This window comes from Sphingobium cupriresistens (assembly GCF_004152865.1).
In the GTDB taxonomy this organism is placed as follows: Bacteria; Pseudomonadota; Alphaproteobacteria; order Sphingomonadales; family Sphingomonadaceae; genus Sphingobium; species Sphingobium cupriresistens.
In genome coordinates this window covers 1-15,859 of sequence record NZ_SEOO01000058.1, presented here as the reverse complement: position 1 = coordinate 15,859, position 15,859 = coordinate 1, and the positions used below count along the sequence as shown (strand labels likewise).

Sequence of the window (15,859 nt, the reverse complement as noted above, 5' to 3'; positions counted from 1 at the left end):
GTTCCACGCTGTAGATCCCCACACCTCCCTGACTCGGCAGAAAGGCTTCAAGGTGGACGACTTTTACGCCGCCCGCAGCAGGACTATCCCGCCGCTACCGTGGTCGAATATTGCTCCGCCGTTCTCAGTCCTCTTGAGAACCGCTTAGCAATACTCTTCATATCGATATGCGCAAAACTTGGTTTTGTTTCTGCAGGGCAAGCAATAGCCCTGAATCAACGTATTTGTGGCTCGAAGGGCCATATCCGCGCCTCGTCCACATAGGTTCATTGAAGTAGGTAATAACATGGTCTCGGACTTGCTGGCCTATCTGCAGTACAAGCTGGGCGCGGCCTATGATGCCGCCGGGCGTGTGGTGGCTGACACGTCCTGGAGCGCACAGTTGCAGGGGTCTGAACGCCTGTGGATGCTGCTGGAAGGCACGCATGTCTTGACGCTGATGCTGTTTGCAGGATCGATATTGCTCGTAGACCTTCGCCTGCTAGGCGTCGCGTTCCGAAATATAGCGGTATCTAAGGTAGCGGATACGATTTTGCCCTATACCGTTGTCAGCTTCATCGTCATGGTCATAACGGGCAGCGCGCTATTCTTCGCCAACCCACTGGAATATTATCATAATGTCGTCTTTCGCCTGAAGCTTGTCTTTCTGGCGGCGGCGGCGATCAATATCTTTGTATTCCACTATCGGGTGCAGTCGGATCGGGCGGCGTGGGACCATCAGGCCAAGCCGCCTGCAGCGGCGCGGCGCGCAGCGGCCCTGTCGCTCGCATTGTGGATCGGCGTGATCGTAGCGGGCCGCTTCGCCGCCTATGACTGGCTTTCCTGCGACACAGCCAAGGGTTTTGTCGCAGCGGCTGCGCAATGTTCGGATCGCGAAGTGACGCTGGCCGCAATCGAATCGGAGCTTGTGCCATGAGCATCAATTTCAACGAAACCCTGCCCTGGCTTGGATCTTCCGTGGACGCTCTGGCCAGGACGCCCATTATCCAGAATGTCAATGAGACGGCCTGGATTTTTGCAGTTGTCGAGACGGGGCATCTTCTGTTCCTCGCCATATTGGGCGGCGCGGTGTTCGGCCTCAATCTGCGCGTTCTTGGTCTCATCCTGCCGGATATGTCGGCCAAGGATGTCGAACGCATGGTTCGGCCCTATTATCGCGTCGGCGTCGCTGGAAGCCTGTTGACCGGGTTGGCAATGGGCTTGACCGTCGCCCGAACCTTGCTGCCAAGCGGGGCGTTCTTCATCAAGATCCTGGCGCTGCTTGCCGCCATCGCGCTGAGTCATGTTCTGACGCAGCAGGTTCGTAACGGTCGAACCAGAATATCCGAGCAAGGCCTGCTGGCGTTTGCGACATTGTTTTGGTTGGGTTCACTGTTCCTTTTTGCCTCGACCGAAGGGCTGGACTCCGGTGCCTTACTGGTTGGCCTCGCGGGCGCAGGCCTCCTGGCCGCTGCGGTCCAGCGTCGGCTTCGTCCAGTTGTCATGGGATTCTCTACGGCAGCACTCGCTTTGTGGTTCGTGGCGCTCGATGGATCGATATGGCCCGGTCCTACCCAGTTGGCCGGCTGGTTCGACCATGCGGCTCTGGCCGTAGTAGTTGTGCCTGCGTTGGGGGCGGGGATACGCGGGCTTCAGACTGACGCATCCAGTAAGCTGCTGGCTTTGAAATTGTTGGCGTTTGCATCGACCCTGACGTGGGTGACGGTTGCAGCAGCAGGTCGTTGGATCGGTTTCAGCTAAGTAGTCATATGTCTTTTTGATATATGCTTATGGCCATTATCGAATTTACACCAAACGTTATATGATTTTTGATAATAAACTTAGTTAGAATGGTTTGTTTCCAGATTATTTAAAGCCTCCTAAGCGGAACAAGACAAAATATTATCTATAATGTCTTGATCGATAGGGGTTAATAATGATCGATGGAATTGGACGTCGTCGCATATATTCAGTGCGAATAGCTCTTTCGTTGACAGCTACTGCTTTTGCGTTGGCACCTGGTGGCGAAATTGCCTTGGCTCAAACTGTCGCGCAGCAAGCTACAGATGTAGTCAAGTCTGTGACAGTGCTGGATCGCGCGCAGGTAGATGCCCTGCTGGCCCAGCCAGACAAGGTCCTGTTCATCGATGTTCGTCGTGCCGACGAAATCAGCGCCATCGGCAGCTTGCCGGTATTCCTGAACATCCAGGCGTCCGAACTGGATCGTTTTCGTTCCGCCATTCCCCGCGATCGCCAGATCGTCACAATTTCAAACCATGCCGGGCGCGCCAAGCGTGCGGCCGCCCTGCTGGCGCAAAGCGGATTTCAGGTCGCTGGCGCGGTAGGGGTACAGGATTACGCGACCCAGGGCGGCTTCCTCTACGGCCAGAAGATAGTGACACCCGCGATTGCAGGGGTCGTGGCGGCTGACACGCGGGTGGAGGTCATCCGCGAAGGCTTTGAAGGCACTGAAGGCCCAGTGGTGCTGAAGGATGGATCAATCCTGTTCACGGAGAATCGCGCCGACCGGATCGTGCGGATCGCACCGGATGGCAGCGCGTCGACCTATCTGGAGAAAACCGGATCGGCCAACGCGCTGGCGCTCAATGCGGCGGGTGACCTGCTGGCCGTCCAGACGGCCCCATCGGGCGTTGCCGTGCTTCAGCCCAAGAGCCGCGTTCTGGCGAGCAGCTATGCCGGCAAGCCGTTCAACCGGCCCAATGATCTGGCTGCCGCGCGCAGCGGCAACATCTATTTCACCGACCCGGGCGGCCCGGCACAGGCGGGTAGCCCGCCTGCGAAAACGGCGGTATATCGGTTGGACCCCCGCGGTCGCGTTACGCCGATTGCCGACGACGTCCGTCGCCCCAACGGTATCGCGCTCAGCCCTGACGAAAAAGCGCTCTATCTGGCTAATACCGCCGGTGAATATTTGATCGCCTTCACGGTGCGCCCCGATGGCAGCGTTGCGGATCGGCGTGATTTCGCAAAGCTCGCCGGCTTCAAGGCAACGCCGAACGGCCCAAGCAGCGGCGCGGATGGCATCACGGTCGATGCAGAAGGTCGCGTCTATGTCGCTACCAGTGTTGGCGTGCAGATTTTCGCGCCCGATGGCAAGGCGCTGGGCACGATCGCCCTGGCGAAGGCACCGCAGAACCTGGCTTTTGGCGGTGCAGAACGCTCGCACCTCTATGTCGTGGGGCGCGGCTCAGTTTACCGCATCGCCACCCTGACCCGTGGGGTCGACCGTCCAGGCAAATAATTGCCCGACTATATTCTTCAAATGCGAGACCATCCATGTTGACCATCCCTGCCATTCCGGCGGCATCTTTTCTTGGCGCGGTGCGCGCGCCATCGCTGGCCCTCGTCGGCCTTCTGCTTTCAACGGCACCTATTGCCTATGCCCAGACTACAACACCGGCCCCCGACGTGGAGGTCGCGGTCGACGACGCGGCGGGCGGGGCGATTATCGTCACTGCGCGCAACCGCGCCGAAGACATTAATGACGTGCCGATCCCGATTTCCGTTATCAACGGGGAAACGATCGCCCAACAGCGTGTCTTTACCATCGCGGATCTGACTCAGCGCGCGCCTGGCCTGACCGCTACCACCCCCAACGCCCGCCGCACCGGCGTATCCCTGCGCGGGATCGGCCGGACCAGCGGTAACGACAATATGGAAGCCGCCGTCGGCGCGATCGTCGACGATGTGTTCCTGGGCCATGTCGGCATGACCTATCAGGACTTTACCGATCTGGCGCAGGTGGAAATCCTGCGCGGGCCACAGGGTACGCTGCTCGGCAAAAACACGTCGCTGGGTGTGCTGAAATATACCAGCAAGGCGCCCTCCTTCACGCCCGAAGGCGTGTTTGAGGTTGAGGGTGGCCTCTCGACCAATTCGTTCAAGGCGCGCGGTTCCTACACCAATGCCCTGGTGGATGATGTCCTGGCCTATCGCGTGTCCTTCTTCGTCGACAAGCAGCGCGGCGACATTCGCAACGTCAACACCAGCGGCGGCTATTGGCATGAGCGCAACCGCTGGGGCGGTCGCGCGCAATTGCTGTTCACGCCCAGCGAAAGCCTGTCGGTCAAGCTGAACCTGGATTCGGCCGAAACCAATGAGAACAGCAACACCAAGCCGTTTATAATCGATCCGACGACCCTGAACGACGGTTCGGTGCGCGGCACGACCTACAGCACGCGTCTGGCCCGTGACTATTTCGGCGGATATACGCCCATCATCGGGTCTTTCACCACGATTGACATGGACATGGCAGAACCGCTGGTTACCCGGAACCGGGGTGCCTCGCTCGTGGCGACCTGGGATTCCGGCCCGGTAGAGCTGAAATCTATCTCCGCTTACCGGACCTTCCATTTCGACGCGAAGAACGACAGCGAACAGACCCGCTTCGCCATCGCGCGTGGGGGCACGCTGGTGGATACCGAACAATTGTCGCAGGAATTCCGCGCATCGGGGACGCTGTTCCCATCGCTGGACTATCAGGCCGGCTTGTATTTCTTCCGCATCGAAACGGAATCGACCAGCCGCAACCTCTATGGTGCCGACGCCGGCGCTTTCTATGCAACAAATGCCCAGTATAGCGCGCTTAACACAGATGCAGGCCGTGAACTGCTGCGGGCATCGCTCGCCAACATCCTGTCCACCAGTACGCAGAAGCCGGTATCAACAAGCCAGGCGATTTTCGCGCAATTTGACTGGGGGCTAACCGATAAGCTCTCACTGACCTTCGGTGCACGCTATACGCGCGAGCAGAAGAAGAACAGCATCGACCGGAAATCAGCCACAGTCGCCGGCAGCGAGCCGGTATCGACTGGCAATGCGACGGCAGATGCCATCCGGAGCGCGCAATTGGGCACACAATTTGCGACAGTCATTGGCGACCCGATCAAGGATGACGCGATCGCCTGGCTGGTCAACCCCAGCTACAAGATCACCGACGACATTTTGCTCTATGCCTCGGCGAGCGGCGGCGGCAAGTCGGGCGCGGTCGCGTTCGAGAATAACGGGACCCGCCGCAACGTAAAGGCGGAAAAGACAACCGATTTCGAGCTGGGCTTCAAGGGCCAGTTGCTCGACAATCGCCTCACCCTGAACATCAACGCCTATTATACCAAGGTGCGCGACTATCAGAATGTCACGAGCGAACCCGATCCCAATTCATCGACCGGGTTCAGCTCGCGGCTGGGCAACATCCCCGGCGTCAAGGCCCGCGGTGTCGAGTTCGACACGACGATCCAGTTGATCCAGGGTCTGACCCTGACTTTGGGCGGCGCATACAACAGGGCAACCTATTCCGACTGGTCGACCGCCACCTGCCCGCGCTCGTTCCCGACCACGGTGGCTGTGTGCAACAATAGCGGCAAGCAGGTCGTCGGCGCGCCGCGCTGGACGGTCATCACCGGCTTCAACTATGTTGGCGATGTACCGGGCCTGGGCGTTGCGGTGCACGCTTTTGCCAATAATTCCTACCGGACGCGGCATAATCTGGAGCAACTGCTGTCCGAATATGGATGGCAGAAAGCCTATCACATCACCGATGTCGGCTTTGGCGTCATTCGCGACATCGGTGGCGCGAAAACGGAACTGAGCATCGTGGCGAAGAATGTTTTCGACACGCGCTACACGACCAGCATCAATGATTTCAGCAACACGGCACCGGTTGGCTATGACGGCATCGGTTCGCGCCGATATGTTGGTGCGCTGCTGCGCACCCAGTTTTGAGGAGGCGTCATGACATATCTTCATTCCCGCAAAATCCTGTTCGCTGCTTTGCTGCTCGGCGCTGCCGGTTCGGCAACGCAGGGCGTGGCGCACCATGCCTTTGCGGCGGAGTTTGACTCGGCCAAGCCCGTCGCGATCCAGGGCGTCGTCACAAAGGCGCGCTTCGTCAATCCGCACAGCTGGATCTATCTGGACGTCAAGAACAAGGATGGTTCGGTGACGAGCTGGGGCTTTGAATTCGGCACGCCCAGTTCCTTGCGGACCAATGGCCTGAGCAAGGAGGATGTCCGCGCCGGAACCCCGATCCGCGTCGCAGGCTATCGCGCCAAGAATGGCGGTCCGTTCGGCTATGCGGCGATCATCACGCTGGCAGACGGCCGCAAGGTACAGACCGGCAGCGCGCCCGACGCCCCAACCGCTCCAGCGAGGCGCTGACATGGCATTGGCAATCATGAAAGTTGCGCGCCGTCTGGTCGCAGCCATGGGGTTGATCGCCCTGGCATTGAGCGGCACGCTCGCAACTGGACAAACACCGGGCGAGATACCGCGCCGCGCCGATGGACATCCCGATTTTTCGGGTATCTGGCAGACACTGAACGAAGCCGATTATGATCTGGAACCCCATGCCGGGCGTCGTGATGCGCCGCCGGGGCTTGGGGTGGTGGAGGGCGGCACGATCCCGTATCGACCCGATGCCCTGGAGCAGAAGCGTCGCAATTTCGCAGCGCGCGAAAAAGATGATCCACGCCTGAAATGCTGGGTCCATGGCACGCCGCGGGCCGTCTATTATCCTGCCCCGTTCCAGATTTTCCAGCGCGACGGCGATCTGACCCTGGTTCACCAGTTTGGCCATCAGGTGCGAACGATCTTTACCAATGGCACGGGGCACCAGGCCGACACCGAAGATGGCTATTATCTGGGCGATTCCCGCGCGCGGTGGGAAGGCGATACGCTCGTTGTCGATGTGACCAGTTTCAACGAAGAAACCTGGCTCGATCGGGCGGGCAATTATCACAGCGATGCGCTACATGTCACAGAGCGCTGGAACTTCGTGGACAAGGACACGATCTCCTATCGCGCGACGATCGAGGATCCAAAGATATTTTCCCGTCCCTGGACGATCGAGGTGCTGCTCAATCGGCGCCGCGACAAGAATTTCCAGCTGATCGAGGACTATTGTTACACCCTGCCCTATGAGCAGGCTTATCCCCACAAGGACGTCCCATGACCTATCGCAGGATCGCACTTGGCGCGCTGCTGGCCGCTGGCTCGGCCACGCTGACACCCGCCCATTCCCAGACCCAAGCGCCAGTGGCGGCCCAAGCGCCGGGCAATGGCGGCGGCATCCGCTGGAAAAAGGAGGTGCCGGTGATCCCGGCGGGTGCCTGGACCGGCAAGACACTGTCCGATGGCCAGCCCGATGTGCAGGGTTTCTTTTCCAACACGATCTCTAACCACAGCAACTTCACCGACCCGCAGGCTGGACCACCCGGCGAACCATCGGCCACCGCCAAATTGCCGCGTGACCAGCGGGCACCTAGTCGCGTGACCGATCCGGCTGATGGGCAGATCCCCTATCTGCCGGCGGCAAGGGCATTGCAGGAGGATTTTGCCAAGAACTTCCCCAACCCGGACAAGGCGCGATATATCGAGCCGTTGGCCCGATGCGCACCAGCCGGAGTGCCCAAATCCTTCATGTGGCATGGTTTTGAGGTTCGGCAATTTCCCGGCTATGTCGTGCTGCTGTTTGATTCCGGCACGCGCATCATTCCGCTCAGCCCCCGAACGCCGCTCCATGCGTCCATCAAATTGTGGAACGGAAATGCGCAGGGGCATTGGGAAGGCAACACGCTCGTCGTCAATGTCACCAACAATAACGGCAAGCCGTTGTTCGGTCGTTATGGCGATTTCATGAGCGAGAATGCTACTGTGGTCGAGCGGTTCATCTTTGATCCTGAAGGCAAGGGCTTCAACTATGTCGCCACCTTCACCGATCCCACGGTCTATTCCCGGCCTTGGACCGCGACCATCCCCGCCAGGCGCTATACCGAAGCAGATGCGCCCGATGGCTGGCACTATGATGTGAAGCCAGCCAACCGACCCGGCCGACCCTTGCTGCACGAACGTGTAGAACGGGTCTGCATAGAAAATAATGGTCCCTTCGGCGGCGGTGCCGTCGGCGTCCCTTCGGACAAGCCCGTCATCGCCCGGTGACCTGACCATATCGTAACTGACCCGATGGCGGCGTCTCCAGCATATCGGAGCGCCGCCTGTTGGTGTAGCGCGAAAGCCTATCATGACTTTGAACCGACATTTGTACCGAATGACGGCAATGGCGGGATTCGCCGTCATCCTCTTCCCCTTTGGCGCCGCCGCCGAGGATGAAACCCAAGCCCCTTCGATCCTCGTCACCGGCCATCTCGAACGTACGACGCTGGCGCAGCCCAATGCAACGGGCAGTCGCCTCGGCCTGACCCCGCTGGAAACGCCCGCCAGTATCACGACCCTTGAGGGCGACATCGTTCGCGCGCGGGGCGATCAGTCGATCGCCGACGCGGTGAGCCGTGCTCCTGGGATCAGTAATGCGGCCAATCTGGGCAATGGTAATACAGCCCTGGCGGCACGCGGCTTCAGTGGCCAGGGGTCAGTGCTGCAACTGGTCGATGGTGTGCGGCTGTTCCCGGCGGCGGGCACCATCACTTTCCCCACAGACCCATGGATGGTCGAGCAGATCGATATATTGTCCGGGCCTGCGTCAGTCCTGTACGGACAAGGCGCGTTGGGAGGCGCGGTGAATGTCATCAATCGCAAGCCCAATGAAGACCGCACGGTCGTAGACGGCGAACTAGGCTATGGTTCGCAGCGCAGTTTTCACGCTGCTCTGGGCGTTGGCGGGCCCGCAAATGACCAGCTTTCCTATCGGGTCGATGGCAGTTACCGACGATCGGACGGATTTGTCGATCGCGGACAATCGCGCAGCCTGGCCCTTTCCGGCACGCTACGCTGGAAACCCGTTGATACATTGGCGGTCACGGCGCGGCACGATTATGGCGACCAGCGCCCCATGGAATATTTCGGAACGCCGTTGATCGACGGAAAGCTCGATTCTCGCAATCTGCGGCGCAATTATAATGTCACCGACGGGAAAGTGCATTTCCGTGACAATCGCACCACGCTCCAGATCGACTGGCAGCCCAGCGAAGCGATCATGTTCAGCAACCAGTCCTACCGGCTGACGAGCAAGCGCTTCTGGCGCAATCTGGAAAGCTATTGCTGGGTCGCGTCAGATGGTAATTGCCCAAACGGCTATAATGGCACGCCCGGAACGCCCGGCAGCATCTATCGCACCGACAATATCGGCATCATTCACGATCAGGTGCAATGGGGTGATCAGGGCAGTGTGACGTTCCATTCGCCCCTGGCTGACGCCATCAGCAATGACCTGGTCGCCGGGTTTGACGTTAATTCTGTGCATCTGACCTATTCCCATGATTTCGGATCGGACCCGCAGATCAGCCAGGTCGACCCTTTCACTTTCAATCCCGGCCTGTTCTTCGACACGCAGGGGATCGCGCCGCGATACCGCACCCGGACACGCGAATATGCCTTCTTCGCCGAGGACCGGCTGAAACTGGGCGAGTCTGTCTCGCTGGTGGCTGGCGTCCGCTACGAACATAACCGGGTGAGGCGCTGGACAATCGGAACAGGGGGTGGCGAGACACTGGCGCTGACCAAAACGCTCGCGAATACGACCTGGCGGATCGGTGCAGTCTACCACCCCCGGTCCGACCTGTCGTTATATGCCCAATATTCGACGGGCGTGGACCCTCTGGGCACATTGACAACCTATAGCGGTGGGCAGGTCCGGTTCAGCCACGCGACCGGTGATCAGGTGGAGATCGGCACCAAGGCGCAGTTTTTCGACGGTCGTGGTTCCGCCACGCTGGCCGCCTATCGCATCGTCAAGAAGGGGCTGCTCGTCCAGCGCACATTGGCCAGCCCGATAGAACAGGTCGGGCAGCGGTCGGCAAAGGGGATAGAAGCGGCGTTCTCGCTCGAATTGCCTGCGGGCTTCGGGATCGATGCGAACGGTACGATCTTGGATGCGCGGTTCGATGATTTCGCATCGGCCGGCGCGGTATATAGCGGCAATACGCCGCCGAACATTCCGGAAACTGCCGCCAACCTGTGGCTGCGCTGGGATGTAACGGGAAGCCTTCAACTGCGTGGAGGTCTACGTCATGTCGGGGCAAGCTGGTCCGACAATGGCAATGCATTTCGCATCCCCGGCTACACCACGATCGACGCCAGTGCTTCCTATGCATTGGCGCAGTCAATCGCACTGGATGTGCGTATCTTCAACCTGACCGACAAAGCCTATGCCGTGACAAGCTACAACGATCAGCAGTGGATCGTGGGTCGGCCCGGGTCTGTCGATGTGACGATACGTGCCGCCTTCTAGGAGGTTGGGCGGCAAGCATCTGCGTCGCTGGCTATTCCTGGTTCATCGCTGGATCGGGATCGCCAGTTGCCTGCTGTTTTGTATCTGGTTCGCGTCCGGGCTGGTCATGCATTATGTGCCCTATCCGTCACTGTCCCAGCTGGACGGGCTGGCGGGTAGCCAGCCGATCGACTGGCAGCGTGTCCGCGCGCTGCCGTCCAAGATCCCAAGCCCCGGTGGATCGGTCGAACTGGCGATGCGCGACGGCGGACCGGTTTGGCGTATCGCCGACAACGATGGCATCTGGACGCTCCTGTCGGCCAGCACGGGGAGGACGCTGCCCCCGGTCGGCCGCGCCTATGCCCAGCGCGAAGCCGCACGCTTTTCCGGCTTTGCTGCAACCGACGCTGAGATAATTCAGCGCGATCAGTGGACGGTGGGAAGTGGCTTCGACGCCCATCGCCCCTTGTGGAAGGTCGGGCTCAACGATCGGGCAGGTACCATTCTCTATATCTCTTCGGCAACCGGTAGCGTGGTGCAGCGAACGACGCGGTCTGCCCGTTTCTGGAACTGGCTGGGTTCTGTGCCGCACTGGATCTATCCCACCCTGCTGCGTCAGGATAATGGGCTGTGGCGGCAGGTCGTGATGTGGGTGTCCGGGCCGTGCATCGCCGCTGCCGTAACGGGATTTTGGATTGGCCTGCTGCGCACGCGCGCCGGAGGGCGACGCTATGCCGGTGGGCGCATGACGCCCTACCATGGCTGGATGCTCTGGCATCATTTAGCCGGTCTTGCGGGCGGTCTGTTCCTGATCGCCTGGATATTCAGCGGCTGGCTGTCCGTCGATCCGGGCCGCATCTTTGCCCATAGGCAGAGCGAACCGGCGGCGCTTCGACACTATGTCGGCAACCCAATGCCCGAACCAACAGCGCTGGCACGTCTCCGCGCACTATCGCCCCGCGCTGTTCTTGTACAATTCCGGTCCGATGCTGGTATCAGGAGCGCAGTCGTCCACGCCTCCGATGGTTCACGCCAAATCGTTGCGATGGAGACTATGACGCCCGCACCCCTCGCAACGAGGACGATCATTAATGAGAGCGATGCGCTGGTGCGGGGCGGAAGGCGTGTCGAGGCGCAACTGATCACCGAGCCAGATTCCTACTGGTATGCAGTCGACAGGCGTCCGATATTGCCAGTCCTTCAACTGCGTTTCAACGATGCCAGACAGACCTGGCTCTATTTCGACCCGCGCACTGGGGAGCTTCTGGCGCGGATGGACGTTCGGCGACGCCTCTATCGCTGGCTGTTCGACATGTTGCACAGATGGGATCTCAACATAATGTTGCGCCATGCGCCCGCGCGCGAAATGTTGCTCTGGATGGGGTCGTTGTTCGGCCTCGCCGTTTCGGCGAGTGGCCTTGTCCTTGGCTGGAGGCGGCTGGCCCGACCAAAAGGACAGCAGTTGGTTCAAAAACCTTCAGGAAGCGGCGGCGGGGGTGCCTCGATCTCTGGCGCGAAGGTGACGTGACAAGCGATGCATTGGGCATTTAGGTCATCGCCAGCCTTTTGCAGCCGGTCGAAGTCCTGATGCTCGGCGGCGTCCGCGCTCGCGCTGGCTGCCGCCCGGAAACGCGCCACATGGCGATCCCAGTTCTTGTCGTCGATACGATAGGCTGCGTGTTCGAGCGCGTAGCTCAGTTGCTGCAAGGTCAGCGCATCGCTTTCTGCGTCCTCCCATTGCTCGGCAGACGTTGGCTTGCCTGAACGCTCCCCCTGATCGTCGCTTTCAAATGATGTCCAGTGCCACAATTGCTGCGCATTGCGCTGCATGACATGGCCCATAAATTCCTTGATCGGAAGCGGCGCTGCATCGCGCGATGGCGACTGGGCGATTGCGCCCGCAGCTGCAATGCACCCCGCCACGACAATGGCTGCTGCGCTGAATTTCGTCATTTCTACCCTCGTCCCCGCCATGGGCGTGCTAGTCGGAAGGCCGCCGCGCATTACTGCCCCCTAATTGGGCAGGCCCTTCCACCGCTTCTAAGGTGAGGATCACCCCGGCAAACCAACGAAAAGGCGATTAGATATTCTGTGGAGGTGTAAAGCCCTTCTGTCGCAGTCTGGAATATCTCGCGCATCCTGAGCGATAAAATATGGAACAAGATCATGATATATAATGGTTTATTTTATCGATCGCGCAACCATTAAGCCGTGATGCGGAATCGTGTTGCTCCCATTCCGATCTGCACACCCCTTGCAATTTCCCCAATTCTCTATCACGCCAGTTGAGTAACGGAGCTACCCTGCCATGGATGCTGACGCCGCGTTCTTAAGAGGGGGAACCATGGCCGATTCCAGCCGAGCGATTGTTCATCACGCAAAGTTAGCGTTCCTAGCGGTCCATGCCGTCAAGGTGACGCTATGAACTTCCAACAACTGAAATATGTGCGAACCGCAATTCAGCACAATCTCAATCTGACCGAAGTGGCCAACCAACTGGCCACGTCACAGTCAGGCGTCAGCAAGCAGATCAAGGAACTTGAGGCCGAGTTGAGGGTCGACATATTCGTTCGTCGGGGCAAACGGCTCGTTGGCCTCACCAAGGCAGGCGAAAAAGCGGCGCAGGTGATAGAAAAGCTGCTGCATCAGGCCGACAATCTCAAACGGCTGTCGGCGCAGTTCGCGCAGGAGGACAAGGGGCGGCTTGTGATCGCCGCGACCCACAACCAGGCCAACTATATCCTGCCGCCCGTGCTGGCGCGATTCAGCCCGCTGTTCCCCAATGTGGAAATCGAATTGCGTCAGGGCACGCCAAGATATGTGGTGGATCTGGTCTTGCGGGGCGAAGCCGATCTGGGCCTCGCGACCGAGGCGGTCGATGATTATCCCGAGCTTCAGACTTACCCCTGCTTCACTTGGGAGCATGTCGCTATCGTTCCACCCAACCATCCCCTCGCACGTCGCGAAAATCTGACGATCGCGGATATCGGTCGTTATCCCATCATCACCTACAACCCGGAATTTACTGGCCGGTCCCAGATCAACAGCGCGTTTGAGGCGGCCGGGATCGAACCTGACATCAGGCTGACCGCGATGGACGCTGACGTGATCAAAACTTATGTCCGCCTAGGCATGGGCATCGGGATCGTTGCGCAAATGGCCATTGCGAATGGCACCAGCGATAATTTGCACGTGATTGCCGGATCCAATCGCTTCTTTCAGCCCAGCACCACCAAGATTGCGACCCTAAAGGGATCGTTGCTGCGCAATTATACCTATCAATTGATGGAGATGCTTGCGCCGCACCTGGACGCCGCTGTCCTTTCGGGTACCCGCCGACATCCAACTGCGGACCGCGCCCAGCAAATCATGCGGTTTGAGGACCGGGACGATTTTAGGCCCGGTTTTGCGTTAGGTAGCCTCCAAGCGGTGGCGTGAATGTCCAACGGACGACGCATAGGTTCGATCAAATCTGGAAGCTCAACATGAATCCTGTCAATCGCCGTCACTTCATAGCTCAGGTGTCTGCTGCCCTAGTCGTCGCGCCCGAAATGGCTCGAAGCGAATCGGTTCGCCTGCCTTTCGCCAACGGTGACCGGCCCCTGGTACGCCTGCCGCAAAAACGGCCGTTGATTGGTCTCACCATGCGTCCGCCGCAGCTGGAGACACCGTTTCCGATATTCAATGAAGGCGTATTGACCCCGAACGATGCCTTCTTCGTGCGCTACCATCTGTCCGACCTGCCGACAAAGATCGACCCGGTGACATTTCGACTCAGCATCGGCGGCCATGTCGGCGCGCCGCTGTCCCTGTCGCTCACACAGCTGAAGCGTGATTTCCCGGTTCAGGAGATCGTCGCTGTCAATCAATGCTCAGGCAATAGCCGCGCCTTTTCCGACCCGCGCGTGGGCGGTGGCCAATTGGGCAATGGCGCGATGGGCAATGCACGCTGGCGCGGGGTGTCGCTCAGGGCGTTGCTCGATCGCGCAGGGGTAAGGGCAGGTGCCAGCCAGGTCACATTCAATGGCCTCGACGCGCCGCCGGTCGACGCAATCCCGGACTTTATCAAGGCGCTGGACATAGACCATGCCCGCGACGGCGACGTCCTGATCGCCTGGGCCATGAACGGCGCGGATCTGCCATTTCTGAACGGCTATCCGCTGCGGTTGGTCGTGCCGGGCTATTATGGCACCTACTGGATCAAGCATTTGCACGAGATCAATGTCATAGATCGCCAGTATGACGGCTATTGGATGAAAACCGCCTATCGCATCCCCGACAATGACTGCCATTGCGTCGTACCAGGGCAGAGGCCGGACAAGACCATTCCGATAGGTCGTTTCAATATCCGTTCATTCATCACCAGCCACAAGGCGGGGGATGTTGTGGCCGCCGGGCCGGTAGTTCCCATGCGGGGTATCGCCTTCAATGGCGGGAGCGGGATTGCCAGCGTCCAGCTGTCGATCAACGGTGGCCGTGACTGGCAGGACGCGACTCTCGGCGAGGACCAAGGACGATACTCCTTCCGCGAATGGCGTTTCGCAGGGACGTTTCCCAAGGGCCAGCACGACGTCAAAGTCCGCGCCGTCGGCGCCGATGGAGAAACTCAGCCGTCAGGTGCTCTGTGGCAACCTGCCGGATATATGCGCAATGTCGTCGAAGCCGTCCAGCTGGAGGCCATCTGATGCGCAGAGGCCTGTTCCTGATCGCCCTGGCTGTGCTGGGCGGCGCTGCGATGGCGCGACCGCGAACCTACACATTGCCAACGGACATCGTTCCAGCGAGATTGGCTGGACCGCAAGCTGAAATTGTCGTCAATAATTGCGCCGGTTGCCACTCACTCGATTACATCACGACCCAGCCTCCAGCGAAAGGGTCACAGTTTTGGCGGGACGCGATCAACAAGATGGCTACCGTCTATGGTGCCCCGGTTGATCCGGCAGATGTCGATGCGCTGACTGTCGCGCTGCAGAATGCGGTGCCAACGGATCAAGGCGACAATCACTGACGCGGGGTCAACAGACTATCCCGATGCCAGACTAAATCCCGACGCCTTCCGCTGGGTCAAATCTTCATTCGCCTAAGCATTTGCAGTCACAATGATATTACGAAATCTTCGTTCGCAGATGTAGGAGAAATACCTAGCGGCAAAAAGGACAAGATTGCCATAGCCCGATGAGGAATGTGGGTGTGGCACAATATTTGTTCGTTGGTTTTTGCAGGGGATGGGCATGTGTGACGATCGTACCGACCAGGAAATCGAAGCTCTGTTGCTATCCCGTCGCGATTTCGGCTTGATTGCCGGCAGTCTGGGTTTGTCGGTTACGGTCCCGGCGGGAGCTGCGGGATTGAAACTGTCGGAGCGTGATGTCGTCGTAGCAACGGCCGATGGCAACGCCGATGCCTATCTTGTCTCGCCGACCCGCGGCAAACATCCTGCGGTGATCATCTGGCCGGACATTTATGGCCTTCGACCGGCGTTCAGGGACATGGCCCGACGTCTTGCCGGATCCGGTTATGCGGTCCTAGTCGTCAATCCTTTCTATCGCAGCACCAAGGCGCCGGTAATTATACCAGCCTGCGCTGAGCCTGACTCACGTGGGGGATTCCCAAACTGACGAAATTCTGAATCAATGGCGGCCTGCATTTGGAGGGCGTGACCATGGGATCAGCGATCGGCTTGCGGGATGATTTTGA

General features: G+C 59.4%; 14 protein-coding genes. 13 read left to right on the top strand and 1 reads right to left on the bottom strand.

Translation table 11 applies throughout. The features are described from left to right. Positions 1-286 precede the first annotated feature (286 nt). From EWH12_RS22375 to EWH12_RS20125, 9 genes are all read left to right on the top strand, one after another. Entirely contained in the window at positions 287-916 is a 630-nt protein-coding gene (locus tag EWH12_RS22375; RefSeq protein WP_165363674.1) for a DUF6644 family protein, read from the top strand. After that, complete coding sequence (locus tag EWH12_RS20160; protein ID WP_129927623.1) at positions 913-1,740, top strand: DUF6644 family protein; 828 nt, start codon at positions 913-915, stop codon at positions 1,738-1,740. The genes EWH12_RS22375 and EWH12_RS20160 overlap by 4 nt, the downstream gene beginning before the upstream one ends. Before the next feature lie 319 nt (positions 1,741-2,059). After that, positions 2,060-3,241, top strand: coding sequence for an SMP-30/gluconolactonase/LRE family protein (locus EWH12_RS20155; RefSeq protein ID WP_165363676.1), 1,182 nt, complete (start codon positions 2,060-2,062; stop codon positions 3,239-3,241). Between the two features lie 35 nt (positions 3,242-3,276). Then, entirely contained in the window at positions 3,277-5,721 is a 2,445-nt protein-coding gene (locus tag EWH12_RS20150; RefSeq protein WP_129927621.1) for a TonB-dependent receptor, read from the top strand. A gap of 9 nt (positions 5,722-5,730) precedes the next feature. Continuing rightward, complete coding sequence (locus EWH12_RS20145) at positions 5,731-6,156, top strand: DUF6152 family protein (protein ID WP_129927620.1); 426 nt, start codon at positions 5,731-5,733, stop codon at positions 6,154-6,156. Positions 6,157-6,172: 16 nt separating this feature from the next. Further along, positions 6,173-6,949: a hypothetical protein gene (locus tag EWH12_RS20140; protein WP_207212452.1), complete on the top strand. Its 777-nt coding sequence runs from the start codon at positions 6,173-6,175 to the stop codon at positions 6,947-6,949. Further along, positions 6,946-7,935 carry a hypothetical protein gene (locus tag EWH12_RS20135; RefSeq protein WP_129927619.1) on the top strand — a complete coding sequence of 330 codons (990 nt, stop codon included), beginning with the start codon at positions 6,946-6,948 and terminating at the stop codon, positions 7,933-7,935. Before EWH12_RS20140 ends, EWH12_RS20135 begins: the two co-directional genes overlap by 4 nt. A 118-nt stretch (positions 7,936-8,053) precedes the next feature. After that, complete coding sequence (locus EWH12_RS20130) at positions 8,054-10,183, top strand: TonB-dependent receptor (RefSeq protein ID WP_242496144.1); 2,130 nt, start codon at positions 8,054-8,056, stop codon at positions 10,181-10,183. Positions 10,184-10,418: 235 nt separating this feature from the next. Continuing rightward, a complete protein-coding gene (locus EWH12_RS20125) occupies positions 10,419-11,690 on the top strand; it encodes a PepSY domain-containing protein (RefSeq protein ID WP_207212451.1) in 1,272 nt (423 codons plus the stop codon). On the opposite strand, the gene EWH12_RS20120 is transcribed toward EWH12_RS20125, so the two are convergent. Continuing rightward, the gene (locus EWH12_RS20120) at positions 11,630-12,166 is read right to left on the bottom strand and encodes a hypothetical protein (protein WP_129927617.1); all 537 of its coding nucleotides are present in this window, start codon (positions 12,164-12,166) and stop codon (positions 11,630-11,632) included. The two genes, EWH12_RS20125 and EWH12_RS20120, sit on opposite strands and share 61 nt — an antisense overlap. A 417-nt stretch (positions 12,167-12,583) precedes the next feature. On the opposite strand from EWH12_RS20120, the gene EWH12_RS20115 reads away from it, so the two are divergent. The 4 genes from EWH12_RS20115 to EWH12_RS20100 all read left to right on the top strand — a co-directional run bounded on the left by EWH12_RS20115 (position 12,584) and on the right by EWH12_RS20100 (position 15,780). After that, a complete protein-coding gene (locus EWH12_RS20115) occupies positions 12,584-13,600 on the top strand; it encodes a LysR substrate-binding domain-containing protein (protein WP_129927616.1) in 1,017 nt (338 codons plus the stop codon). A 47-nt stretch (positions 13,601-13,647) separates the two neighbouring features. Further along, positions 13,648-14,847 (top strand): SorA family sulfite dehydrogenase catalytic subunit, encoded by a 1,200-nt coding sequence (gene sorA / locus EWH12_RS20110; RefSeq protein ID WP_129927624.1) that lies wholly within the window; start codon positions 13,648-13,650, stop codon positions 14,845-14,847. Further along, the gene (locus EWH12_RS20105) at positions 14,847-15,170 is read left to right on the top strand and encodes a cytochrome C (protein WP_129927615.1); all 324 of its coding nucleotides are present in this window, start codon (positions 14,847-14,849) and stop codon (positions 15,168-15,170) included. Before sorA ends, EWH12_RS20105 begins: the two co-directional genes overlap by 1 nt. A gap of 223 nt (positions 15,171-15,393) precedes the next feature. Then, a complete protein-coding gene (locus EWH12_RS20100; RefSeq protein ID WP_129927614.1) occupies positions 15,394-15,780 on the top strand; it encodes a dienelactone hydrolase family protein in 387 nt (128 codons plus the stop codon). The last annotated feature ends 79 nt before the right edge of the window (positions 15,781-15,859 follow it).